Below are 22278 nucleotides of genomic sequence, written 5' to 3'. Positions count from 1 at the left end.
GGAGGGCGGCGCCGCCCTCGCCGACGTCCTCACCGGAGCCGAGGAGCCCGGCGGCCGCCTCCCCACCACCTGGCCCGCCGCCCTCGCCGACGCCCCCGTCACCGAGGTCACCCCGACGGACGGCGAACTGCACTACAGCGAGGGGGTCTTCATCGGCTACCGCGCCTGGGACAGGTCCGGCGCCGTCCCCGCGTACCCCTTCGGCCACGGCCTCGGCTACACGACCTGGTCGTACGACTCCCTGGTCGCCACCCCGGACGCGGTCACCGTCCGGATCACCAACACCGGCGCGCGCCCCGGCCGCGAGACCGTCCAGATCTACCTGGCCCCGGTGTCGGACACCGTGGAACGCCCCGCCCGCTGGCTCGCCGCCTTCGCGAGCGTCGAGGCCGCGCCCGGCGAGACCGTCGAGACCGAGATCGCGCTGCCCCGCCGCGCCTTCGAGATCTGGGACGAGGAGAAGCACGACTGGACGCTCGTCACGGGCGCGTACGAGGTCATCGCCGCCCACTCCCTGACGGACGGCCGCCTGACCACCACCCTGGAGGTCTGACCAGGGCCTCAAGACCGGCCCCGGGGCGGAACCTGACAACCGCCCCGGGGCCCCTCACTCCTTCGTGATCCGCCGGTACGCGAGCTCCGCGAGCCGCGCCTGCCCGTCCCTGCTCGGATGGAACCAGTCCCAGGGACTCAACTGACCGCCGTCGAAGCGGAACCCGAAGACCGCCCCGCCGTCGTACCGACAGCGCGCGTCCTTCGCGCAGACCTCCTCCAGGACCTCGTTGTACGCCACCACCCGGTCCCGCACCGAAGCCCGCCGCCGCTCGGCCGCCGGACCCAGGTCCTCCGCGTCCGCCAGCATCGCGCCGCAGATCCCCAGCTTCCACACCTGGAGCCCCGTCGGGCTCACCCGTCCCGTCGACCACAGGTGCTTCAGGTCCGGCACGCTCGCCACGTACACCTGCGCCTTCGGCGCGCCCGCCCGCAGCCGGGCGAGGGCCGCCTCGAAGGAGGCACGGAAATCGGCGACCGGGGTCATCAGGTCCGGGGTGGCCCGGCAGGCGTCGTTCGCCCCCATCATCACCGTCACCAGCTCCGGCTTCCGGGCGGCCGCCCCGGCCATCTGCTCCGGGAGCTCAGCCATCCGCGCGCCCGTCCGGGCCAGGTTCCAGCTGCGGGTGGCCACCTTCGCCGGGCCGAGCAGCCGCAGTGCCAGACTGTTGACGGCGGTGTCCGTCCCGGTCGCCCACGACACCTCGGGGCAGTCCGACAGGACCGAGCAGGCGTCGAAGGCGCGGGTCACGGAGTCGCCGACGGCCGCGACGGAGGCGGGGGAGACGTCCCACGACGGCGCCGGTCTCGGCGTGGTCCGCTTGCCGGGAGGGGCCGCCTCCGGGGCCCCGGCCGTACAGCCGGAGAGCATCCCGCCGCACAGCAGCGCGGCCGTCGCGGCGGCGACAGCGGTACGGAATCGGCGTCGGCCGCGCATTCCCGGCCCCTCCTTCGGCGTCCTGGCGGGTGAAAGCTTCGTGTTCACCGGCCCCCGGACCGACCGTACGTCACACCGATGACGGTGCGGCACGGTAGCTTTTCCCCCGTCGAACCAGAGGCGCCATCGCCGACCGGCTCCGGTAAATTACATCACGTCACATGCTGTCCCCATTTTGAGGGTTTGCGGTGTTCTGCTCCTGATGCTGTTTACTGAGGCCGCTGGGCAAGGCGAACCTCGTCCCACACTGGAGGTCCCGGTGACGACACGTGGAGTCCTGTACGTACACTCCGCACCGCGCGCGCTGTGCCCGCACGTCGAATGGGCGGTCGCGGGCGTCCTCGGTGCGAGGGTCCAGCTCGACTGGATCCGCCAGCCGGCGTCCCCCGGCACCTGGAGAGCCGAGTTCTCCTGGCAGGGCCAGACCGGCACCGCCTCCAAACTCGCCTCCGCGCTCCGCGGCTGGCAGATGCTCCGCTTCGAGGTCACCGCGGAGCCCTGCCCCACCGCCGAGGGCGAGCGCTACAGCGCCACCCCCGACCTGGGCATCTTCCACGCCGTCACCGGCATGCACGGGGACATCCTGATCCCCGAGGACCGGCTGCGGGCCGCCCTCGCGCGCTCCGCGCAGGGCGAGACCCAGCTGGAGGCGGAGATCGCCAAGCTGCTCGGAAAGCCCTGGGACGACGAACTGGAACCCTTCCGCTACGCGGGCGAGGGCGCCCCCGTCCGCTGGCTGCACCAGGTCGTCTGACACGCGAAGGCCCACCCCCGGACCGGGGGTGGGCCTTCGCGTCGGCCAGGAACCGGACCGTGCGGAACGGCTGTGCCGGCCTCCGTGCGGCGGACACGGCGGAGGCCCGCCCCCGTGTCGGGAGCGGGCCTCGCTGTTCGAGCGGGCGTCAGACCGTGCGGAACGCCAGGACCACGTTGTGGCCGCCGAAGCCGAAGGAGTTGACCTCTTCCCCGTGCGTCCCTCGCACCGCTTCGCGGGCTTCGGGGCGCTGTGCCGGCCTCCGTGCGGCGGACACGGCGGAGGCCCGCCCCCGTGTCGGGAGCGGGCCTCGCTGTTCGAGCGGGCGTCAGACCGTGCGGAACGCCAGGACCACGTTGTGGCCGCCGAAGCCGAAGGAGTTGTTGATCGCGGCGATCGTGCCCTGCGGGAGCTCGCGGGGCTCGTCGCGGACGATGTCCGCCTCGACCTCCGGGTCCAACTCGTCGACGTTGATCGTCGGCGGGGCCAGGCGGTTGTGGAGGGCCAGGACCGTCGCGACGGTCTCGATGCCGCCCGCGCCACCCAGGAGGTGACCGGTCATCGACTTCGTCGCGGAGATCGCGACGTGGTCCAGGTCGTCGCCCAGGACCTTCCGCAGCGCCTTGATCTCGGCGACGTCGCCCTGCGGCGTCGACGTGGCGTGCGCGTTGAGGTGGACGACCTCGGACGGCTTGAGGTCCGTCGAGTCGAGCAGGTTCTGCATCGCGGCGGCGATGCCCCGGCCGGTCGGCTCGGGCTGCGCGATGTGGTGGCTGTCGGCCGACAGGCCCTGGCCGAGCACCTCGCAGTAGATGCGGGCGCCGCGCGCCTTCGCGTGCTCCTCGGACTCCAGGATCACGACGCCCGCGCCCTCGCCGAGCACGAAGCCGTCGCGGCCGGTGTCGTAGGGACGCGAGGCCTTCGTCGGCTCGTCGTTGTTCTTGGACATCGCCATCATGTTGGCGAAGGCGGCGATCGGCAGCGGGTGGATCGCGGCCTCGGTACCGCCGGCGACGACCACGTCGGCACGGCCGGTACGGATCATCTCGACGGCGTAGCCGATCGCCTCGGCACCCGACGCGCACGCGGAGACGGGGGTGTGGACGCCCGCCCGGGCGTTCACCTCGAGACCCACGTTCGCGGAGGGGCTGTTGGGCATGAGCATGGGCACGGTGTGCGGGGAGACGCGGCGTACGCCCTTCTCCTTCAGCACGTCGTACTGGTCGAGCAGCGTGGTGACACCGCCGATGCCGGAGGCGATGACGGAGCCGAGCCGCTCGGGCACGATCTTCTCGTCCTCACCGGCCGGGGCGGTGTAGCCCGCGTCGGCCCAGGCCTCGCGGGCGGCGATCAGCGCGAACTGCGCCGAGCGGTCCAGCTTGCGGGCGAGCGGGCGGGGCAGCACGTCGCCGGGGTCGACCGCGGCGAGGGCCGCGATCTGGACGGGCAGTTCGGCGAAGCGCTCGCCCTCCAGGGGCTTGACGCCGGAGCGCCCCGCGAGAAGACCTTCCCAGGTCGACGCGGAGTCGCCACCCAGCGGTGTGGTTGCGCCGATACCGGTGACGACCACGGTGCGATTGGTCGAGCTCACAGGAATTCGTTCTCCATGTGTGTGATGGTCGGAATACGGCGCCACCGCGGGGTGGCGAACCGAGTCAGCGGGGACCGAATCAGTCCTGGTGCTTCAGGATGTAGTCGGCGGCGTCGCCCACGGTCTTGAGGTTCTTGACGTCCTCGTCCGGGATCTTGACCTCGAAGCGCTCTTCGGCGGCCACGACGACCTCGACCATGGACAGCGAGTCGACGTCCAGGTCGTCGGTGAAGGACTTGTCCAGCTGGACGTCCTCGACCGGGATGCCGGCGATCTCGTTGACGATCTCGGCGAGGCCCTTGAGGATCTCGTCCTGGGTGTCAGCCATAGTGGTGCTCCTTCTTGCGGTTACTTCGGTAAGAGAGGGCTTCCGGAAGATCCGGTGTGCCTAGGGGAGGGTAACGACCGTCGCGGCGAAGACGAGACCCGCCCCGAAGCCGATGACGAGCGCGGTGTCGCCGCTCTTCGCCTGCCCGGTCGCCAGGAGCCGCTCCATCGCGAGCGGGATCGAGGCGGCCGAGGTGTTGCCGGTGGTCTCCACGTCACGGGCGACCGTGACGTGCTCCGGCAGCTTCAGAGTCTTCACCATCGAGTCGATGATCCGCATGTTCGCCTGGTGCGGGATGAAGACGTCCAGGTCGTCCGCCGAGAGACCGGCGGCGTCCAGCGCCTGCTGGGCGACCTTCGCCATCTCGAAGACGGCCCAGCGGAAGACCGCCTGGCCCTCCTGCGTGATGGCGGGGAACTTGATCTCGCCGGCCTCGTTCACCGGCAGCTTCGAGACGTCGCCGACCTGGAACTCGTTCCACGGCACGGTCTGCTTGATCGTCTCGGACTTGTCGCCCTCGGAACCCCAGACGGTGGGGCCGATGTGCGGCTCGTCGGAGGGGCCGACGACCACGGCGCCGGCGCCGTCGCCGAACAGGAAGGCCGTCGCGCGGTCCTCCAGATCCGTCAGGTCGCTGAGCCGCTCCACGCCGATGACGAGGACGTACTCCGCGGAACCCTCGACGATCATGCCCTTGGCGAGCGTCAGGCCGTAGCCGAAGCCCGCGCAGCCGGCGGAGATGTCGAACGCGGCCGGCTTCCCGGCGCCGATCTTGTCGGCGATCTCGGTGGCGATGGCCGGGGTCTGCTTGAAGTGCGAGACCGTGGAGACGATCACGGCACCGATCTGCTCGGGGCTGATCCCGGCGTCGGCGATGGCCTTGCCCGAGGCCTCCACCGACATGGCGGCGACCGTCTCCTCCGGGGAGGCCCAGTGGCGGGTGGCGATGCCGGAGCGCGAGCGGATCCACTCGTCGGACGAGTCGATCTTCTCGAGGATCACCTCGTTCGGCACGACCCGGGTGGGGCGGTAGCCGCCGACACCGAGGATCCGTGCGTACGGGGCGCCCTTGCTGGGCTTGATCTTCGACATGTTTCTCGACTCTCCTTGTCAGACGGCCGCGTGCTCGGCGATGAGCGTACGGGCCGCGTCGAGGTCGTCGGGAGTCTTGAGGGCGACCGTGGCCACTCCCGGCAGGGCCCGCTTGGCGATGCCGGTCAGGGTGCCGCCGGGGCACACCTCGATCAGCGCGGTCGCGCCGAGTTCCTGGAAGGTCTCCATGCACAGGTCCCAGCGGACCGGGTTCGCGACCTGGCCGACCAGGCGGGCCACGACCTCGGCGCCGTCGGTGACGACCTGCCCGTCCTTGTTGGAGACGTAGCGGGTGGTCGGGGCGGCCGGGGACAGCTCCTTCGCCGCCTCCTCCAGCTTCGCCACGGCCGGGGCCATGTGGTGCGTGTGGAACGCGCCGGCGACCTTGAGCGCCACGACCCGGCGGACGCCCTCGGGCTTGTCCGCCTCCAGGGCGGCCAGCTGCTCCAGGGTGCCGGCGGCCACGATCTGGCCGGCGCCGTTCACGTTGGCCGCGGTCAGGCCGAGCTTCTCCAGGTGCGGGACGGTCACCTCGGGGTCGCCGCCGAGCAGCGCCGACATGCCCGTCGCGGTGATCGCGGCGGCCTCGGCCATCGCGAGACCACGGGTACGGACGAGGCGCAGCGCGGCCTCGGAGTCGAGGACGCCCGCGAACGCGGCGGCGGTGAACTCGCCGACGCTGTGACCGGCGACGACGCCGGGGGTGCCCGCCGCGTCAGCGGCTGATGTCCCGGTACCGAGCGCGGCGGCGGACAGCAGGCCGGCGGCGACGAGGAGGGGCTGTGCCACGGCGGTGTCGCGGATCTCGTCCGCGTCCGCCTTCGTGCCGTAGTGGACGAGGTCGAGCCCGATCGCGTCGGACCAGGCCGCGAGGCGGTCGGCGGCGCCGGGGAGTTCGAGCCAGGGGGTCAGGAAGCCGGGCGTCTGGGCGCCTTGGCCGGGAGCGACGAGTACGAGCACCCTCACACCTTCTCTTGGGGACGGCTTCGAGCGCCCGTGGGGACAAGGACGAAGAACCGTCGGGGGATTTGTTGGTGTTCGACAAAAGTCTAGGACTGCTGATCTCCGTCGGCCAAGCGCCCCAGGATGAGGGCGATCCGCAGCGTGAACGCGGAGCGAACATCGGAGGGTGACCAACCGGTGACGTCGGTCACACGTCGAAGCCGGTAGCGCACGGTATTCGGGTGGACGAAGAGCATCCGGGCCGCGCCTTCCAGGCTGCTCGCCTGTTCCAGATAGACACTGAGAGTTTCGAGCAGCGCGGAGCCCGCCTCCTCCAGCGGTCTGTAGATCTCCTCCACCAGCTGCTCGCGGGCCGAAGGGTCGGAGGCGATGGCGCGCTCCGGGAGGAGATCGTCCGCCAGGACCGGCCGGGGCGCGTCCTGCCAGGCCGAGCAGGCCTTGAGTCCGGCGGCGGCGGCCTGCGCGGACCGGGTCGCGGCGAGCAGATCGGGCACGACGGGGCCGGCGACGACGGGCCCGGGTGCGTACGGCCCGATCAGCGCCTTGGCGACGGCGAGCGGGTTGTCGTTGCCGCCGGCGATGACGACGAGCCGGTCGCCGAGGACACCGGTGAGGACCTGGAGCTTGGCGTGCCGGGCGGCCCGCCGGATCGCCTCGACGGTCAGCTCGCTGTCGCCGTCGGGTGCGGTGCCGAGCACGACGCACACGTGGTCGGGCGAGTTCCAGCCGAGGGCCGCGGCCCGGGAGACGGCGCCTTCGTCGGCCTCGCCCGAGAGCACCGCGTTGACGACGAGCGATTCGAGCCGGGCGTCCCAGGCGCCGCGGGCCTCGGCGGCCTGTGCGTACACCTGGGCGGTGGCGAAGGCGATCTCCCGGGCGTACACGAGGAGCGCCTCCCGGAGCACGGACTCGTCCCCGGGGGCGGCGACCTCCTCGATCGCCGACTCCATGACCTCGATGGTCGTCCGGACCATCTCCACGGTCTGCCGCAGGGTGATCGCGCGGGTCAGCTCGCGCGGCGCGGTGCCGAAGACGTCCGTGGAGATCGCCTGCGGGGTCTCGGGGTGCCGGAACCACTCGGTGAACGCGGCGATGCCGGCCTGGGCGACCAGACCGATCCACGACCGGTTCTCGGGCGGCATCGCGCGGTACCACGGGAGCGTCTCGTCCATGCGGGCGATGGCGCCGGCGGCGAGCCGCCCGGACGACTGTTCGAGGCGCTTCAGGGTCGCGGCGTGTGGATGGGAGGCGTTCACGGGTTCAGGCACGGGGACAAGACTGCCTTATCGGGACGCCGGCGTGCGGGGTCGGGGGCGTTTCCCCGGGCTACGGTACGTCCGTGATACGCATCCAGCGCGCCGGCGAGCGCTACCCCGGGGGCGACCCGGCGGCCGGGATCGAGACCCGGCACGCCCTGTCCTTCGGTCCGCACTACGACCCCGACAACCTCCGCTTCGGCGCGCTCCTCGCCGTCAACGAGGAGCGCCTCGCGCCCGGGGCCGGCTTCGACGAGCACCCGCACAGCCACACCGAGATCGTGACGTGGGTCGTCGAGGGCGAGCTCACCCACCGGGACACGGCCGGACACACCACGACCGTCCGCCCCGGCGACCTCCAGCGGCTGAGCTCGGCGGGCGGCGTCCGCCACGTCGAGCGCAACGACGGCCCCGCCCCGCTGGTCTTCGTCCAGATGTGGCTGGCCCCCCTGACGTCGGGCGGGGACCCCTCGTACGAGGTGGTGCGCGGCCTCGGCGACGCCTACGCCCTCCCGGCGGCGGACGCGGTCCTGCACGTCCGCCGACCGAAGGCGGGGGAGCGTACGCCCGTACCGGCCGCGGACTTCGCGTACGTCCACGTCGTACGGGGCGGGGTACGGCTCGGCGCCGAGGAACTCGCCCCGGGCGACGCGGCCCGGCTCACCGGCACCGGGGGACTCGAACTGACGGCCACGGCCGACGCGGAGGTCCTGGTCTGGGAGATGCGGGACTGGCGCAAGGCCCTGGGCTGACCCTTCAGCCGAGGGCGCTCTTCGCCTTCCACTGCTCCCAGTTCAGGTTCCACGCCCCGTACCCGTTGCCCTCGGCGACCGTGCCCTTCGTCTCGCGGCCCTTGATCTCGAAGGGGTCGCCCACGTTCACCGAGGCGTAGAAGGAGGCCGCGTTCTCGGAGCTCATGCCGATGCAGCCCGAACTGTGGTTGGCCCTGCCGAAGTACGCCGCGTTCCACGGGGCCGCGTGCGCGTACATGCCCGACCACGTCAGCCGCATCGAGTAGTCGACGTCCTTGTTGTACGCGTCGCCGAGACCGACCGTCTCGGAGTTCATGTTGATGGTGCCCTCCTTCGCCATCAGCACGGCCGTCCCCCGCCAGGACCGCTTGTCGCCGCCGGGGGTGCCGCCGGAGACGGGGATGGTGCGGACCGTCCGCCCGTCCCGCTCCAACCTCAGCTGATGGGTGTCGAGGTCGACCTTCACGACCTGCGCCGTGCCGATGGTGAAGCCGGTGCGGTAGTCCCGTACGAACCAGCCGCCGCCCGAGTCCGTGCCGTCGAGGTCCGCCTGGAGGGTGACCTTCGTGCCCGGCTTCCAGTACTCCCGTGGCCGCCAGTCGACCCGGTCCCGGCCCGAGTAGTCCTTGACCCAGCCCCAGGAACCCTCGGTGCCGTTCGAGGTGGTCACCTTGAGCTGCTTCTCCACGTCCGCCTTCCGCGTCACCGGCAGGTCGAAGACGATGGAGAGGGGCTGGGCGATGCCGACCGTGGTGTTCTTGCCGGGGGCCAGGGTCAGCTTGTTGACCTTGTCGGGTTCCGGGGTGGTGAAGGACGACCGGCTGGTCGACTCCTTGCCGTCGGCCGTACGGGACGTCACCTCGATCGTGTAGGAGGTGCCGGGCGCCGCCTTCCGGTCCGAGGACCAGCTCGTACCGCCCGCATCCGTACGGCCCTTCAGGACGCCGCCGTCGGCGTCGACGACCCGTACCGCCGCGAGCGTGCCGCCGGACGCGGTCACGGTCACCGGGCTGCCGGCCGTCTTCTTCACGACCGTCACCTTCGCCGGGGGAGCGGCCGAGGCGTGCGCCCCGGACGGGCCGCCGTCCGCCGCCTGGGCCGTGCAGGCGGTGAGGGACACGGTCAGCGCGACGGCCGCCAGGGCGGGACGGGATGTGCGTATCGGCAGCACGGAAGACCTCCGCGTGGTGAGGGTTCGGGTGGGATGTCCTGGACTGTAGGACGCTCCAGGACCCCCTCGGGGGCCCGGACGCCTCTGTGACGAGGGCTGCGGCGGAACGGTCATCGTCCGGTCACAATCACCGCGCGCACCCGTCGCATTCGGCTGTGAGCCTGCTGTGCGCCCCACCACCGAGGGGCGGAACAAGGAGGCTCCCGTTGTGTCAGCGCTGCTCGTGACGGCCGCACCCGTCGACCGCTCCCCCGCAGGACCGGTCAGGCTCGGGCCCGTGACCCCCGAGGAGTACCGCGCGTTCCTCGGCTCCCGTTCCGGCGCGGACGGTCCCAGCTTCCTCCAACTCCCCTCCTGGGCGCAGGTGAAGGAAGGCTGGAGCCACCAGCTGGTGGGGTGGGGGAGGGAAGGCGCCCCCCTCTCGGGCGTCGCGCTCGTCCTCCTCCGGCCCTTCCCCGGCACCCGGAAGTACTTCGCCTACCTGCCCGAGGGGCCCGTCGCCGACTGGGCCGACCCGGACATGGACGGCTGGCTCGGCCCGCTCCTCGGCCATCTGCGCTCCCTGGGCGCCTTCGCCGTCCGCATGGGCCCCGGGCCCGCCTACCGCCGGTGGAACGCCGCCACCGTCAAGGCCGGTACGGGGCCCGGCCGCCGCCTCTCCGACGTCCTCGCCGACGAGGTCGACCCGCTGGGCACCGCCGTCGCCGAACGGCTCCGCGCCCGCGGCTGGCGCAAGTGCGGCGGCGACTCCGAGGACGGGGCCGACGCCCAGCCCCGGCACGTCTTCCAGGTCCCGCTCACCGGCCGCAGCACCGACGACCTGTGGACCGGCCTCAACCAGGAGTGGCGGCGCAACGTCCGCAAGGCCCGGAAGTCCGGCGTCGAGGTCGTCGTCGGCTCCGCCGCCGACCTCCCCGAGTTCTACCGGCTGCTCCGCATCACCGAGGAACGCGACGGCTTCCGCCTCGGCCGCTCCCTCGCGTACTACGAGCGCCAGTACGCCGTCCTCAACGCCGAACAGCCGGGCCGCATGAAGCTCTACCTGGCCCGCCACGAGGGCGAGGTCCTCGCCGCGCACACCATGGTCACCGTCGGCGGCCGCGTCTGGTACCAGACCGGCGCCTCCGCCGACCACCGCCGCGACGTACGGCCCTCCAACGCCCTCCAGTGGCGCATGATGCTCGACGCCCACGCCCTCGGCGCCGCCGTCTACGACCTGCGCGGGGTACCCTCCACCCTCGACCCGGACGACCGCGCCCACGGGCTCCTGCGCTGGAAGCTCGGCACGGGCGGACAGGTCGTCGAGACGCTGGGGGAGTGGGAGACACCTATGCAGGGCACGACCAACGGGGCGCTGTACCGCGCCTTCCAGGCCTATCTGGCCCGTCGATGACGACCACCGCCACGCTCACCGCACCGACGGAGCGGAAGAAACCTTCCGCCCTCCGCAGCGGCGCGCTCATGGCCGCCGGCTCGCTCGTCTCCCGCGCCACCGGCTTCGTACGCGCCTCCGTCGTCGCCGCCGCACTCGGCGCGGGCCTCGTCGCCGACGGGTACGCGGTCGGCAACTCCGTCCCCACCATCGTCTACATGCTGCTCCTCGGCGGCGCCCTCAACGCCGTCTTCGTCCCGGAACTGGTCAAGGCCGCCAAGGAACACGAGGACGGCGGCGTCGCCTACACGGACCGGCTGCTGACCCTGTGCGCCCTGGCCCTGGCCGCCCTCACGGCGGTCGCGGTGTCCGCCGCCCCCCTGATCGTCGACACGTACACCGACTACGTGGGCGGACAGCGGGACATGACGATCGCCTTCACGCGCGCGTGCCTGCCGCAGATCTTCTTCCTCGGACTCTTCACCCTGCTCGGACAGGTCCTCAACGCCCGGGGCCGGTTCGGCGCCATGATGTGGACCCCCGTCCTCAACAACGTGGTCGCCGTCACCGTCTTCGGCCTCTTCCTGGCCGTCAGCGACGGCGGGGAACTCACCCCGGGGGAGACCGCGCTCCTCGGCTGGGGCACCACGGCGGGCATCGCCGTCCAGGCCCTGGCCCTGCTGCCCTCGCTGCGCGCCGCCGGCTTCCGCTGGCGGCCCCGCTTCGACTGGCGCGGCAGCGGCCTCGCGGCCCCGCTGCGCTCGGCGGGCTGGCTGGTGCTGCTCGTCCTCACGAACCAGGGCGCGTACTGGGTGACGACGTGGCTCGCCACCTCGGCGGGCACGTCGGTGAGCGGCGGAGGCCTGGCCGCGTACAACAACGCGTACCTGTTGTGGACCGTCCCGCACGGCATCATCACGGTCTCCCTGGTCACGGCGCTGCTGCCCCGGATGAGCGGCGCGGCGGCCGAGGACGACCTGGCGGGGGTGCGGCGGGACGTCTCGTACGCCCTGCGGACCAGCGCGGCGGCGGTGGTCCCGGCGGCCTGCGCGCTCCTGGCCCTGGCCGTCCCGCTGATGACGGTGGTCTTCGGCTACGGGGCGACTTCGGGCGACGACGTGCGCGCGATGTCCTGGACGCTGATGGCGTTCGCGCCGGGCCTGGTCGCGCTGTCGGGGCAGTACGTGTGCACGCGCGCGTTCTACGCGCTGCGGGACACCCGGACCCCGTTCTTCCTGAACCTGGTCATCGCCGCCCTGAACGCGGGCCTGTCGTACGCCGCCTACCAGTCGCTCCCGACCCGGTGGGCGGTCACGGGCATGGCGGCGGCGTACTCGCTGGCGCTGTGGACGGGCTGGGCGGTGACGGCGTACGCGCTGAGGCGCCGGCTGGGAGGCGGGTCGGGCGGGACCGCCCGCGCCCTGGCGCGGCTGCTCGTGGCGGCGGTGCCGGCGGCGGGGTACGGCCTGTTCGCCACGGACGGCACGGCGACGGCGGGCCCGGTGGTGGCGGGCCTGGCGGGAGCGGCGACGATCCTGACGGCCTTCGCGCTCCTGTCCCGCCCCCTCCGCCTGACGGAGGTCCAGGCCCTCCTCGCCTCGGGCACGCGCCGCTTCCGCACCTGACGTCCGGCCGCGTGGACCCGCGCCCGTCGAGGGCTCCGCCCGCAACCGGCCCCGCCACACCCTCCCCACCGACCTTGGGATACTCCACACATGCCCCGCGTGCTCCTGATAGAAGACGACCCCTCCGTCCGCGAAGGCGTCGAGCTGGGTCTCCGCCGCCGCGGGCACGACGTACGGACCGCCCCCACCGGCGAGGCGGGGCTCGCCGCGCTCGGGGAGTTCCGGCCGGACCTGCTCCTGCTCGACCTCATGCTGCCCGGCATGAACGGCGTTCAGGTCTGCCGCCGGGTCCGGGAGAGCAGCCAGCTGCCGATCATCATGCTCACCGCCCGCGGCGACGACTTCGACGTCGTCGTCGGCCTGGAGGCCGGGGCCGACGACTACATCGTCAAGCCCGCCCGTACGGAGGTCATCGAGGCCCGGATACGGGCCGTGCTGCGACGCATCGAGGAGCCCGGAGCCGGCCGGTCCGCCGTCGAGTTCCACGGGGAACTCGCCATCGACCGGGCGGGCCTGACCGTCGCGAAGGCGGGCGAGCGCGTCGCCCTCGCCCCCTCCGAGCTGAAGCTGCTGCTGCACCTCACGGCCGCCCCCGAACAGGTCTTCAGCCGGCAGCAGCTGCTCGAACACGTCTGGGAGCACAGCTACCACGGGGACGCCCGGCTGGTGGACGCGTGCGTCCGCCGGCTGCGGAACAAGATCGAGGACGCCCCGGGCGACCCCCGGTACATCCAGACCCTGCGGGGCTTCGGCTACCGCTTCGGCCCGCTGTGAAGGCCTGCGTGAGCCCGGAGCCGGGCACGGAGTCCGGCACGGGGCCCGGCACGGGGACCGGCACGGGGCCGCGAACAAGACGGGCCCGCCGCCGCGCCCGCGCCCCCCGCCCGCGCCCCTTCGGCCTCCGTACCCGTCTCGTCCTCGCCTTCCTCCTCGTCGCGGCCGTCGGCTGCGGCACCACCGCCGCGCTCACCTACCGGGCCGCCCGCAACGCGATCCTGGCGCAGACCCAGGACACCGCCGTCTCCGCCCTGCGCGACCAGGTCGAACCGCTCAACATCACCCTGCCCGTCAGCCCCGGCTCCCTGCGCGATGTGGTCCTCCGCATCGCCGGCCAGGGCAAGCCACGCCCCTGGCGCGTCTACGCCGAGTACGGCACGGTCCGCGTCTCCTCGACCGACCGCCCCACCTCCTCCGTCATCACGCCCGAGCTGCGGGCCCGCGCCCAGGACCGGTCGATCACCCCGCACGGCAGCTTCCAGCGGGTCGTGAAGAACGGCACGCCGTATCTGACGGTCGCCGTCCCCGCCGTGTTCCGGACCCACTACAAGAAGGGGACGGCCCAGCCCACCGGCCTCGTCTTCTACGCGGTGATGGAGCTCGACGAGGAGGAGGCGAACATCGAGGCCATGGTGACCGCCGCCCGCGACGGCGCCCTGCCGGCCCTGGCCGTGGCCCTGATCCCCGCGCTCATCGCCTCGCGCGGCGTGCTCCGCCCCGTACGGGAACTGCGGCACGCGGCGCACAGCATGGGCCGGGGCCGGCTCGACACCCGCATCCACGCGAAGGGCAGCGACGAACTCGCCGATCTCGCCCGGACGTTCAACGAGTCCGCCGCCGAGCTGGAACGTTCCGTCGCGGAGCTCCGCAACGCCGAGGCCCGCGCCCGCCGCTTCGCCTCCGACGTCTCGCACGAGCTGCGCACCCCGCTCGCCGGGATGCTCGCGGTCACCGAGGTCCTCGACGAGGACGCCGGGAGCCTCGACAGCGACACCGCCCGCGCCGTCCGGCTGATCAGCGCCGAGACCGGGAAGCTCGCCGTGCTCGTCGAGGACCTGATGGAGATCTCCCGCTTCGACGCGCGCGCCGCCGAACTGCACACCGACGAGGTCGACGCCGCCGACTGCGTGCGCAAGACCCTCCAGCACCGGCACTGGACCGATCCGGCGCAGGTCGTCCCGTACCTTGAGGAGGGGATCAGGGCGCGGCTCGACCCGCGCCGTTTCGACGTCGTCGTCGCCAACCTCGTGGGCAACGCGCTGCGGCACGGGGCCGCGCCGGTGACGGTCAGGCTGTACGCGGAGGGGGACGAGCTGGTGACGGAGGTCGCCGACCGGGGGCCGGGCATCCACCCGGACGTGCTGCCGCACGTCTTCGACCGCTTCTACAAGGCGGACCGGGCCAGGACCCGTTCGGCGGGCAGCGGCCTGGGTCTGGCGATCACCCTGGAGAACGTCCGGCTGCACGGCGGCACCGTCCGGGCCGCCAACCACCCGGCGGGCGGCGCGGTGTTCACCGTACGGATGCCGCTGTGAGGCGCGTGAGGCCCGTGAGGCGCCGGGCAGCTGCCGCCGTGGCCCTCCTCGCCGTGCTCTCGCTCGCCGCCTGCGGCATCCAGGAGAGCGACGTCGTCGAGGCGGGCGGCGCCGCGACCGTCATCGTCTACCCGCAGCCCGAGTTCCGGATGGTGCTCTACTTCCTCGGGCCGAACGGACAGCCGGTTCCGGTGGCCCGCGAGATCGGGCAGCCGATCCCCGACCCGACGTTCGCCGCGGGCGGCGTCGAGGCGTCCCAGGACCGGAAGGCCCATGGGTGGGCCTCCGGACAGGGGCGGGACGCGCACGGCACCCCGGTCGCCACCGACAAGGTGCTCGCCGCGCTTCTTTCCGGCCCGTCCGGCGCCGACACCGCGGCCGGCCTGACCACGGGGCTCCCGAGGTCCGAGAACGCGCCGCGCACGGAGCAGGTCGAGGACCTGACCCCGGAGGGCCGCCGGCGCATCCGGCTCCGGCTGCCGTTCCCCGTCATGGGCCTGTCGGACGCGGCCGTCCAGCAGCTGGTGTGCACGACCGCGTACGCGGAGGACGGCGGGGGCAGGGTCGACGTGACCCTCATCAGCGTCGACGGCACGCGCCCCGCGACCCGCTGCGAAACCTAGAGCCCGGAGCCCGGAACCCGGAGCCCGGAGCCCGGAGCCCGGAGCCCGGGGCCTGGAGCTCGGAACCCGGAACCGGAGCCCGGGACCCGGAGCACGGAGCCCGCGCAGGTCCGCGAGACCGTGCCCTCTCGTCAGCGCGCCCGCAGGTCCGCCAGCACCGCGTCCGTGAACGGCGGCCACGCCTCGACCGCCCACGCCCCGAAGGGCCGGTCGGTGAGGGCCACGCACGCGGCCCGCGCGTCCGGGTCGATCCACAGGAAGGTGCCGGACTGCCCGAAGTGCCCGAAGGTGCGCGGCGAGGAGCCCGCGCCCGTCCAGTGCGGGGACTTGCCGTCGCGGATCTCGAAGCCGAGCCCCCAGTCGTTCGGCTTCTGGTGCCCGTAGCCGGGCAGGATGCCGGTCAGGCCGGGGTACGTGACGGTCATCGCGTCCAGGACGGTCCGCGCGTCGAGCAGCCGCGGCGCCTGCACCTCGGCGGCGAACCGCACCAGGTCGTCCACGGTCGACACGCCGTCCTTGGCGGGCGAGCCCTCCAGGGTCGTCGACGTCATGCCGAGGGGCTCCAGGACCGCCTGGTGCAGATACTCGGCGAAGGGGATGTCGGTGGCCTTGGCGACGTGGTCGCCGAGGGCCTCGAAGCCGGTGTTGGAGTAGATCCGGCGGGTGCCGGGCGCGGCCATGACCCGGTTCTCGTCGAAGGCGAGCCCGGAGGTGTGGGCGAGGAGGTGACGGACGGTCGAGCCCTCGGGCCCGGCCGGTTCGTCGAGGTCGATCGCCCCTTCCTCGTACGCGACGAGGACGGCGTACGCCGCGAGCGGCTTGGTGACGGAGGCGAGCGGGAAACGCCGCCCGGTGGGGCCGTGGGACCCGGCCAGGGTGCCGTCCGCGCGGACGACGGCGGCCGCCGCGGTGGGGACGGGCCAGTTCTCGATCGACGCCAGGCTCGGCACGCTGCTCTGCATGGGGCCGAGCCTACTTGCTTCGAGTGCACTCCAACGTTTTAGCGTGGGGTCCATGAGCGTGATCGAGAGCACGACCGGGCTTGCCGGGAAGGACCGCTACACGATCAGTGAGGTGGCGGCCATCACCGGCCTCACCGCGCACACCCTGCGCTGGTACGAGCGGATCGGCCTGATGCCGCACGTCGACCGTTCGCACACCGGCCAGCGCCGCTTCACCGAGCGCGACCTGCACTGGCTGGCCTTCGTCGGCAAGCTGCGGCTGACCGGGATGCCGGTCGCCGACATGGTCAGGTACGCGGAGCTGGTGCGCGAGGGCGACCACACCCGGGACGAACGGCGGGAGCTCCTGGAGGCCACCCGGCGCGACGTCCTCGCCCGGATCACGGAGCTCCAGGACACGCTCGCCGTGCTCGACATCAAGATCGGCCATTACGGGACCGCAAGCGGAGGAACACCTTCATGACCAGCGTGACCAAGATCGACACCGTACGTCTCGGCGGCCAGGACGGACCTGAGATCGGCGTCCAGGGCTTCGGCGCCATGGGCATCAGCGAGTTCTACGGCGACACCGACGAGGCCGCCGCCCGCGACACCCTCGACGCGGCCCTGGAGGCCGGCGTCACCCTGATCGACACCGCCGACATCTACGGCAGCGGCGCCAACGAGGAGTTCCTCGCCCCGTTCCTCGCCGCCCACCGCGACGAGGTCACCCTCGCCACCAAGTTCGCCATAGAGCGCCGCGCCGACGACCCGACCTACCGGGGGGTCCGCAACGACCCGGCGTACATCAAGAAGGCCGCGGAGGACAGCCTGCGCCGCCTCGGCATCGAGACCATCGACCTTTACTACATGCACCGCCGCGACCCGGAGATCCCCTTCGCCGAGTCCGTCGGCGCGATGGCCGAGCTCGTCCAGGAGGGCAAGGTCCGCTTCCTGGGCCTGAGCGAGGTCACCGGGCCCGAGCTGCGCGAGGCCCACGCCGTGCACCCGATCACCGCACTCCAGTCGGAGTGGTCGCTCTTCTCCCGGGACGTGGAGCGCAGCGCCGTCGGCACCGCCGCCGAGCTCGGCGTGACCTTCGTGCCGTACTCGCCGCTCGGCCGGGGCTTCCTGACCGGCGCGTTCGCGGACGCCGGCAAGGACCTTTCGGGCGGCGACTTCCGTCAGTACCAGCCCCGGTTCACCGGCGAGAACGCCGAGCGGAACGCCGCCCTCCTCGACCCGGTCCGGAAGATCGCCGCCACCCACGGCGCGACCCCGGCGCAGATCGCCCTCGCCTGGGTGCAGCAGCGCGCCACCGTGCACGGCCTGACGGTCGTCCCCATCCCGGGCACCCGCAAGCGCTCCCGCCTCCTGGAGAACGCGGCCGCCACCCGCATCACCCTCACCGCCGCCGAGCTCGCCGAACTCGAGCCGATCGCGGGCCTGGTGGCGGGCGACCGCTACCCGGACATGAGCTCCACGTCGGCGGCCCGGGAGGTCTGACACCTAGGCCAGCCCCAGGGCGAAGACCGCGAACCCCGCCGCCAGGACGCCCGCCAGGGCGCGCCTGGCGGTGCCGGTCTTCGCCCACGGGGACTCGAAGACGCGCGCGTACCGGCCGATGAGGACCAGCAGACCGGCGAAGACCGGCATCCAGGCGAGCCGGGCGAGGATCCAGCCGACCGAGTCCGGCGCGCCGACCAGTCCGGCGACCTCTCCCCCGTACGAGGCGGGGATCGCGGCGGTGAGCATCGCCGTCTGGTGCCAGCACAGGATCGTCATCGCGGACAGGTTGATCACGACGACCGGCGCCCACAGCGCGGGCCGCTTCAGGAACCGGCCGAGCCGGTCCCGGAGCAGGATCGCCGCACCGCTCTGCGCGGCGGCGAGGGCGAGGACGAGCAGCGACGGCGGGTGCGAGTTGGTGCGGGCCTCGCCGGGGACGCCGACCATCGACGCCGGGTAGCCGAAGACGAGGAGCAGGGCGGCGAAGAGCGCGGCGCCGCCGAGCAGCAGCCCCCACGCGTGGCGCCGACCGACCCGGCCCTCGCCCCACGACACGCCGAGCTGATACGCGAACAGCCAGCCGGGCAGGATGTTCAGCAGGCTCAGCCAGGACGGGGCGCCGTCGGCGCCCGGCCCGTACCGCAGGAAGTCGACGACGGCGACCGAGCCGAGCAGCGGCGCCGCGGCCCAGACCCCGAGTCGGCGGGCCGCCCGCACGCACAGCGGGGTCAGCGCGGTGACCACCGTGTACACCCCGACGAACCAGAGCGGCTGGATCACCAGCGTGGACGCCGTCCGCAGCGTGTCCACGGGCACCCCGAGACCGAAGCGCAGCAGGGGCAGCAGCGCCGCCCACACGGCGGTGACGCCGAGCACCGGCCGCCCGAGCCGGGCGAGCCGGCCGGCGAGCCACGCGCGCGTGGAGCCCGTGTGGCGCCGGTACGAGAGCACCGACGCGTACCCGCCGACCAGGAAGAAGATCCCCAGCATCTGCAGGACCCAGCTGACGGGCGCGAGACCGGCGAAGGTGCTCAGGGGGCTGGCGTTGTGGAGCGCGCCGTCGGAGGAGAGCGTGAAGCCGCCGAGCAGCCAGTGCCCGGTCGGCACGGCGAGCAGCGCGAGGGCGCGGAGTCCGTCGATCGCCCGGTCGCGGTGGGCGGGGGTGGAGGACTCGATCTTCGCGACGAGCGTCTTCATCGGACGTCCCCCTCGGCGATGCGGGCGAAGGCGCGGAGCGAGGAGGTGCCGGGCGCGAAGTAGCCGCCGTGGCCGGCGGCGTCCTCGGCCGCGATCCGGCGCGCCCCGAAGTCCGGATCGGTGGGATCGGTGCCGTGCCCGAGCCCGGCGAACTCGACGTTCGGGACCCGGTCGATCCAGTCGGTGGGGTCCTTCGCCGCCCAGACCCGGGCGGAGGTCCCGAGCTCGGAGACGTTCTCGGCGCGCATCCCGGGGGAGCCGAAGACGACCAGGTCCTTGGCCTTCAGCCGGTGGGCGGCGAGACCGCAGACGACGGAGCCGTAGCTGTGGCAGAACACGGACGGCTCGGCCGCGCCGACGGCGGTGAGCCCGTCCACGAACCGGGTCAGGCGCCCGGCCCCGGCCTCGGCGAGCCGGCCGGTGGCCGCGTCCAGACCGACGCCGACGGGGGTGGTGTACCCGGCCCAGGCGACGACCGCCGTACGCCCGCCGGTCGCCCGGCGCAGCTCGGCCGCCATGTCGGCGAGCGGCTCGACGTGGCCCGCGTCGACGTCGGAGCCGGGCACGATCACGGCCACGTGCTCGGCCCGCGCCAGATCCCCGTAGACCAGGGCGACCTGCCCCCGCCCGCGCGGATCGTGGGCGAGTACCCGAGCCCCGCCGAACTCCCCGTGCACGGAACGGGCGTTGGCCTCGTACCGCAGATCCAGGGGCGCTCCGTCGAGGTTCCCGACGACCGCCGGGTACGTCCGGGCCAGCTCGTGCTGTCGTACGGGACTCAGCCCGGCGAAGAACCGCGCGACCTCGGCCGGCCCCATCCGCTCCGGGTCCGGCAGTCCCGCAGCCCGCCACGCCCCCGTCCCGGCCGGGGCCCCGGTCACGGCCTCCTGGGTGTTCCCGGACGCCCAGCCGGCGGTCCCGGCGATCACGCCGCCCACCACGGCCGCGGTGATCAGGGTCCTCGAAATGCGGCGCATCGGCCCGCCCTCCCTCGTTCTCGTCGCTGGCGAGAGGAAGGTAGGAAGACGACGGGTGACGGCACGTCACACCGGGGAGCCAACTCCCGTTCCATACCGGGGTAGGGGGTGGAGGAGCGGCTGACCCGAGGAACGGGGTGGGGTTCTCCCCCGGGGGCTGACGCCAGTCCGGTGTCAGGCGCCGGGGGTGACCAGGCCCGACTCGTACGCGAAGACCACCGCCTGCGCGCGGTCGCGCAGGTCCAGCTTGGCGAGGACCCGGCCGATGTGGGTCTTCACCGTCTGCTCGGCGAGGACCAGGCTGTCCGCGATCTCCTGGTTGGACAGGCCGCGGGCGATCAGCTCCAGGACCTCCGTCTCGCGCGGGGTGAGTCCGTTGAGGCGCAGTGCCGTGGTGTCCCGTCGGGGGGCCGGGCGCGAGGCCGCGAAGTCGGCGATGAGGCGGCGGGTCACGGACGGGGCGAGCAGTGCCTCGCCCGCCGCCACGACCCGTACCGCCGCGATGAGATCGGCCGGCGGCGCGTCCTTGAGGAGGAAGCCGGAGGCGCCCGCGCGCAGCGCCTCGTACACGTAGTCGTCGACGTCGAAGGTGGTCAGCATCAGCACCTTCGGCCGGTGCGTGACCCCGACCGGCGGGTGCAGGATCTCGCGGGCGGCGGCGAGCCCGTCGAGCTCCGGCATCCGGACGTCCATCAGGACCACGTCGGGGTGCGCCGACCGTGCCACCTCGACGCCCTGGCGCCCGTCCGGTGCCTCGCCGACCACGTCGATGTCGGGCTGCGCGGCGAGCAGCGCGGCGAAACCGGCCCGCACCATGGCCTGGTCGTCGACGATGATCACGCGGATGGTCACTCGGTGTCCTTCGTACGCAGGGGAAGCCTGGCCGCGACCCGGAAGCCGCCGTCCGGCAGCGGCCCGGTGTCCAGCGAGCCGCCGGTCAACCGTACGCGTTCCCGCATGCCGACGAGCCCGTGCCCGGTGCCGGGGACGCCCCGCTCGACGGAGGAACGCTCTTCCAGGGAAGGCCCGTTGACGACGAGAACGGTCAGCCACCCGTCCTCGGCCCGTACGGAGACACGGGTCGAGGCCCCGGGCGCGTGCCGCACCACATTCGCCAGGGCCTCCTGCACGATCCGATAAGCGGACAGGTCCACCGCCTGCGGTACGTCCCCGAGGTCGGCGGCGAGCCGCAGTTCGGCCGGCACGCCCGCGCGTACGGTCGCCTCGACGAGCTGCTGGACCCGGTCGAGGCCCGGCTGCGGGGTCCGCTCGCCCTCGCTGCCGTCACTGCGGAGGACGGAGAGCAGCCGGCGCATCTCGGCGAGCGACTCACGGGCGCTGGTGGCGATCGAGGAGAACTCCTCCCGGGCCGCCTCGGGAAGTTCGGGAATGCGGTACGGGGCGGAATCCGCCTGCACGGTGATCACGGACATGTGGTGGGCGACGACGTCGTGCAGCTCGCGCGCGATCCTGGCCCGCTCCTCCAGGAGCGTGCGACGGGCCCGTTCGGCCTCGCTGATGGTCTCCTGCTCGGCGAGCCGCCGCTGCGCGTCGACGCGGGCACGGATCGCCGAGGTGAGGAGCAGCAGCACGCCGCTCAGGACGAGCAGCAGGAGGTGGAGGCTGGTGAACCGGGCGGGCCGGAAGGCCTCCAGGACGAAACCGGCCACGCCGGTGGCCAGCCACACCCCGAACAGCACCCGGCGGGACTCGCGCAGCCCGAGCGCGACCATGAGGGCGCAGTAACCGATGACGACCGGCGGGGTCCACGGCCACATCTCCGCACGGGGGCCGTCCGAGCCGAGCAGTACGAGCGCGCCGAGCACATCGGCGACGAAGACGATCCACCAGGCCTGGAGGGGGCGGCTGACGGCGAGGAGCAGCGGCGCGGCCTGGGCTGTGCCGAGGGCGCCGGCGAGGGCGCCGTTGACGCCGTAGTCGTTGACGAGGAGCAGGACGGTGGAGGGGAGGAGCGCGGCGCTGAAGGCGAGGGCGAGGACGTACGGCAGCAGCCGGGCGCGGAGCGGAGCCCCGGGTGCGGCCGGGGTGGTGAGCGCGGCCCCGAGCCCCCGAAACATCTCAAGGGCCCGGGCGGGCAGGGAATCGGCGGGCGGCTCGGGCCGCGATGCGGTAACCATGAGGCCCTCAGGGTAGGCACCCCCCTGCCGGCCGGCGTCATACCGGGGGCTGGGGCGGGACGTGATACCGAGGTATGACGACGCCACCACCACCCCCGTTGCGGGCGTCAGCTCGGGACGGTGCCCCGCCGTTCCCGTTGTGGGCGCCTCGTGCCGCCCCCGTTGTGGGCAATCGTTCCGCCGGGGCG

22 protein-coding genes are annotated in these 22278 nt (G+C 73.1%); 10 read left to right on the top strand and 12 right to left on the bottom strand.

Translation table 11 applies throughout. The features are described 5' to 3' along the window. On the top strand, positions 1-553 hold a 553-nt coding region (locus CCN56_RS28550; RefSeq protein WP_179200014.1), incomplete at its 5' end, for a fibronectin type III-like domain-contianing protein. A gap of 54 nt (positions 554-607) precedes the next feature. On the opposite strand, the gene CCN56_RS28545 is transcribed toward CCN56_RS28550, so the two are convergent. Continuing rightward, a complete protein-coding gene (locus tag CCN56_RS28545) occupies positions 608-1489 on the bottom strand; it encodes an SGNH/GDSL hydrolase family protein (RefSeq protein ID WP_086830876.1) in 882 nt (293 codons plus the stop codon). A 259-nt stretch (positions 1490-1748) separates the two neighbouring features. On the opposite strand from CCN56_RS28545, the gene CCN56_RS28540 reads away from it, so the two are divergent. Next, a complete protein-coding gene (locus tag CCN56_RS28540) occupies positions 1749-2243 on the top strand; it encodes a DUF3145 domain-containing protein (protein ID WP_041129084.1) in 495 nt (164 codons plus the stop codon). A 328-nt stretch (positions 2244-2571) separates the two neighbouring features. Here the strand turns inward: CCN56_RS28540 and fabF are convergent, their stop codons facing one another. The 5 genes from fabF to fasR form a co-directional block, all read right to left on the bottom strand. Continuing rightward, positions 2572-3834, bottom strand: coding sequence for a beta-ketoacyl-ACP synthase II (fabF, locus tag CCN56_RS28535; RefSeq protein ID WP_086830875.1), 1263 nt, complete (start codon positions 3832-3834; stop codon positions 2572-2574). A 79-nt stretch (positions 3835-3913) separates the two neighbouring features. After that, positions 3914-4162: an acyl carrier protein gene (locus CCN56_RS28530; RefSeq protein ID WP_086830874.1), complete on the bottom strand. Its 249-nt coding sequence runs from the start codon at positions 4160-4162 to the stop codon at positions 3914-3916. Positions 4163-4222: 60 nt separating this feature from the next. After that, on the bottom strand, positions 4223-5254 hold the full coding sequence (locus tag CCN56_RS28525) for a ketoacyl-ACP synthase III (RefSeq protein ID WP_086830873.1): 1032 nt from the start codon (positions 5252-5254) through the stop codon (positions 4223-4225). Between the two features lie 18 nt (positions 5255-5272). Further along, on the bottom strand, positions 5273-6214 hold the full coding sequence (locus CCN56_RS28520; protein WP_086830872.1) for an ACP S-malonyltransferase: 942 nt from the start codon (positions 6212-6214) through the stop codon (positions 5273-5275). Between the two features lie 89 nt (positions 6215-6303). Next, on the bottom strand, positions 6304-7485 hold the full coding sequence (gene fasR, locus CCN56_RS28515) for a fatty acid biosynthesis transcriptional regulator FasR (protein WP_086830871.1): 1182 nt from the start codon (positions 7483-7485) through the stop codon (positions 6304-6306). A gap of 71 nt (positions 7486-7556) precedes the next feature. Here fasR and CCN56_RS28510 point away from each other — a divergent pair, with 71 nt between their 5' ends. Continuing rightward, positions 7557-8225 (top strand): pirin family protein, encoded by a 669-nt coding sequence (locus tag CCN56_RS28510; protein WP_086830870.1) that lies wholly within the window; start codon positions 7557-7559, stop codon positions 8223-8225. Between the two features lie 4 nt (positions 8226-8229). Here CCN56_RS28510 and CCN56_RS28505 read toward each other — a convergent pair whose 3' ends face one another. Then, complete coding sequence (locus CCN56_RS28505) at positions 8230-9396, bottom strand: Ig-like domain-containing protein (protein WP_256962204.1); 1167 nt, start codon at positions 9394-9396, stop codon at positions 8230-8232. 208 nt (positions 9397-9604) lie between these two features. Between CCN56_RS28505 and CCN56_RS28500 the strand changes: the two genes are divergently transcribed. The 5 genes from CCN56_RS28500 (at position 9605) to CCN56_RS28480 (ending at position 15328) form a co-directional block, all read left to right on the top strand. Then, on the top strand, positions 9605-10789 hold the full coding sequence (locus tag CCN56_RS28500) for a peptidoglycan bridge formation glycyltransferase FemA/FemB family protein (protein ID WP_086830868.1): 1185 nt from the start codon (positions 9605-9607) through the stop codon (positions 10787-10789). Continuing rightward, complete coding sequence (gene murJ, locus CCN56_RS28495) at positions 10786-12393, top strand: murein biosynthesis integral membrane protein MurJ (protein WP_086830867.1); 1608 nt, start codon at positions 10786-10788, stop codon at positions 12391-12393. The genes CCN56_RS28500 and murJ overlap by 4 nt, the downstream gene beginning before the upstream one ends. A 90-nt stretch (positions 12394-12483) precedes the next feature. Next, positions 12484-13167, top strand: coding sequence for a response regulator transcription factor (locus CCN56_RS28490; RefSeq protein ID WP_086830866.1), 684 nt, complete (start codon positions 12484-12486; stop codon positions 13165-13167). 8 nt (positions 13168-13175) lie between these two features. Continuing rightward, the gene (locus CCN56_RS28485) at positions 13176-14705 is read left to right on the top strand and encodes a sensor histidine kinase (protein ID WP_256962203.1); all 1530 of its coding nucleotides are present in this window, start codon (positions 13176-13178) and stop codon (positions 14703-14705) included. A gap of 14 nt (positions 14706-14719) precedes the next feature. Then, on the top strand, positions 14720-15328 hold the full coding sequence (locus CCN56_RS28480) for a hypothetical protein (RefSeq protein WP_143664650.1): 609 nt from the start codon (positions 14720-14722) through the stop codon (positions 15326-15328). Between the two features lie 131 nt (positions 15329-15459). Here the strand turns inward: CCN56_RS28480 and CCN56_RS28475 are convergent, their stop codons facing one another. Then, positions 15460-16290: a serine hydrolase gene (locus CCN56_RS28475; protein ID WP_041129073.1), complete on the bottom strand. Its 831-nt coding sequence runs from the start codon at positions 16288-16290 to the stop codon at positions 15460-15462. A 52-nt stretch (positions 16291-16342) separates the two neighbouring features. On the opposite strand from CCN56_RS28475, the gene CCN56_RS28470 reads away from it, so the two are divergent. Together CCN56_RS28470 and CCN56_RS28465 are read left to right on the top strand one after the other, a co-directional pair. Then, positions 16343-16753, top strand: coding sequence for a MerR family transcriptional regulator (locus CCN56_RS28470; RefSeq protein WP_041129072.1), 411 nt, complete (start codon positions 16343-16345; stop codon positions 16751-16753). After that, on the top strand, positions 16750-17775 hold the full coding sequence (locus tag CCN56_RS28465; RefSeq protein WP_086830864.1) for an aldo/keto reductase: 1026 nt from the start codon (positions 16750-16752) through the stop codon (positions 17773-17775). Before CCN56_RS28470 ends, CCN56_RS28465 begins: the two co-directional genes overlap by 4 nt. A gap of 3 nt (positions 17776-17778) precedes the next feature. Here CCN56_RS28465 and CCN56_RS28460 read toward each other — a convergent pair whose 3' ends face one another. The 4 genes from CCN56_RS28460 to CCN56_RS28445 all read right to left on the bottom strand — a co-directional run bounded on the left by CCN56_RS28460 (position 17779) and on the right by CCN56_RS28445 (position 22090). Next, positions 17779-18975 carry an acyltransferase gene (locus CCN56_RS28460; protein WP_086830863.1) on the bottom strand — a complete coding sequence of 399 codons (1197 nt, stop codon included), beginning with the start codon at positions 18973-18975 and terminating at the stop codon, positions 17779-17781. Further along, the gene (locus CCN56_RS28455; protein WP_086830862.1) at positions 18972-19952 is read right to left on the bottom strand and encodes an alpha/beta hydrolase; all 981 of its coding nucleotides are present in this window, start codon (positions 19950-19952) and stop codon (positions 18972-18974) included. Before CCN56_RS28455 ends, CCN56_RS28460 begins: the two co-directional genes overlap by 4 nt. Positions 19953-20126: 174 nt before the next feature. Beyond that, positions 20127-20804 carry a response regulator transcription factor gene (locus tag CCN56_RS28450; RefSeq protein ID WP_086830861.1) on the bottom strand — a complete coding sequence of 226 codons (678 nt, stop codon included), beginning with the start codon at positions 20802-20804 and terminating at the stop codon, positions 20127-20129. Further along, the gene (locus tag CCN56_RS28445) at positions 20801-22090 is read right to left on the bottom strand and encodes a sensor histidine kinase (protein WP_086830860.1); all 1290 of its coding nucleotides are present in this window, start codon (positions 22088-22090) and stop codon (positions 20801-20803) included. Before CCN56_RS28445 ends, CCN56_RS28450 begins: the two co-directional genes overlap by 4 nt. Between the last annotated feature and the right edge of the window lie 188 nt (positions 22091-22278).

The organism is Streptomyces sp. NRRL B-24572 (assembly GCF_002156145.1).
Lineage (GTDB): Bacteria > Actinomycetota > Actinomycetes > Streptomycetales > Streptomycetaceae > Streptomyces > Streptomyces vietnamensis.
This window is presented reverse-complemented; position numbering and strand designations above follow the sequence as displayed.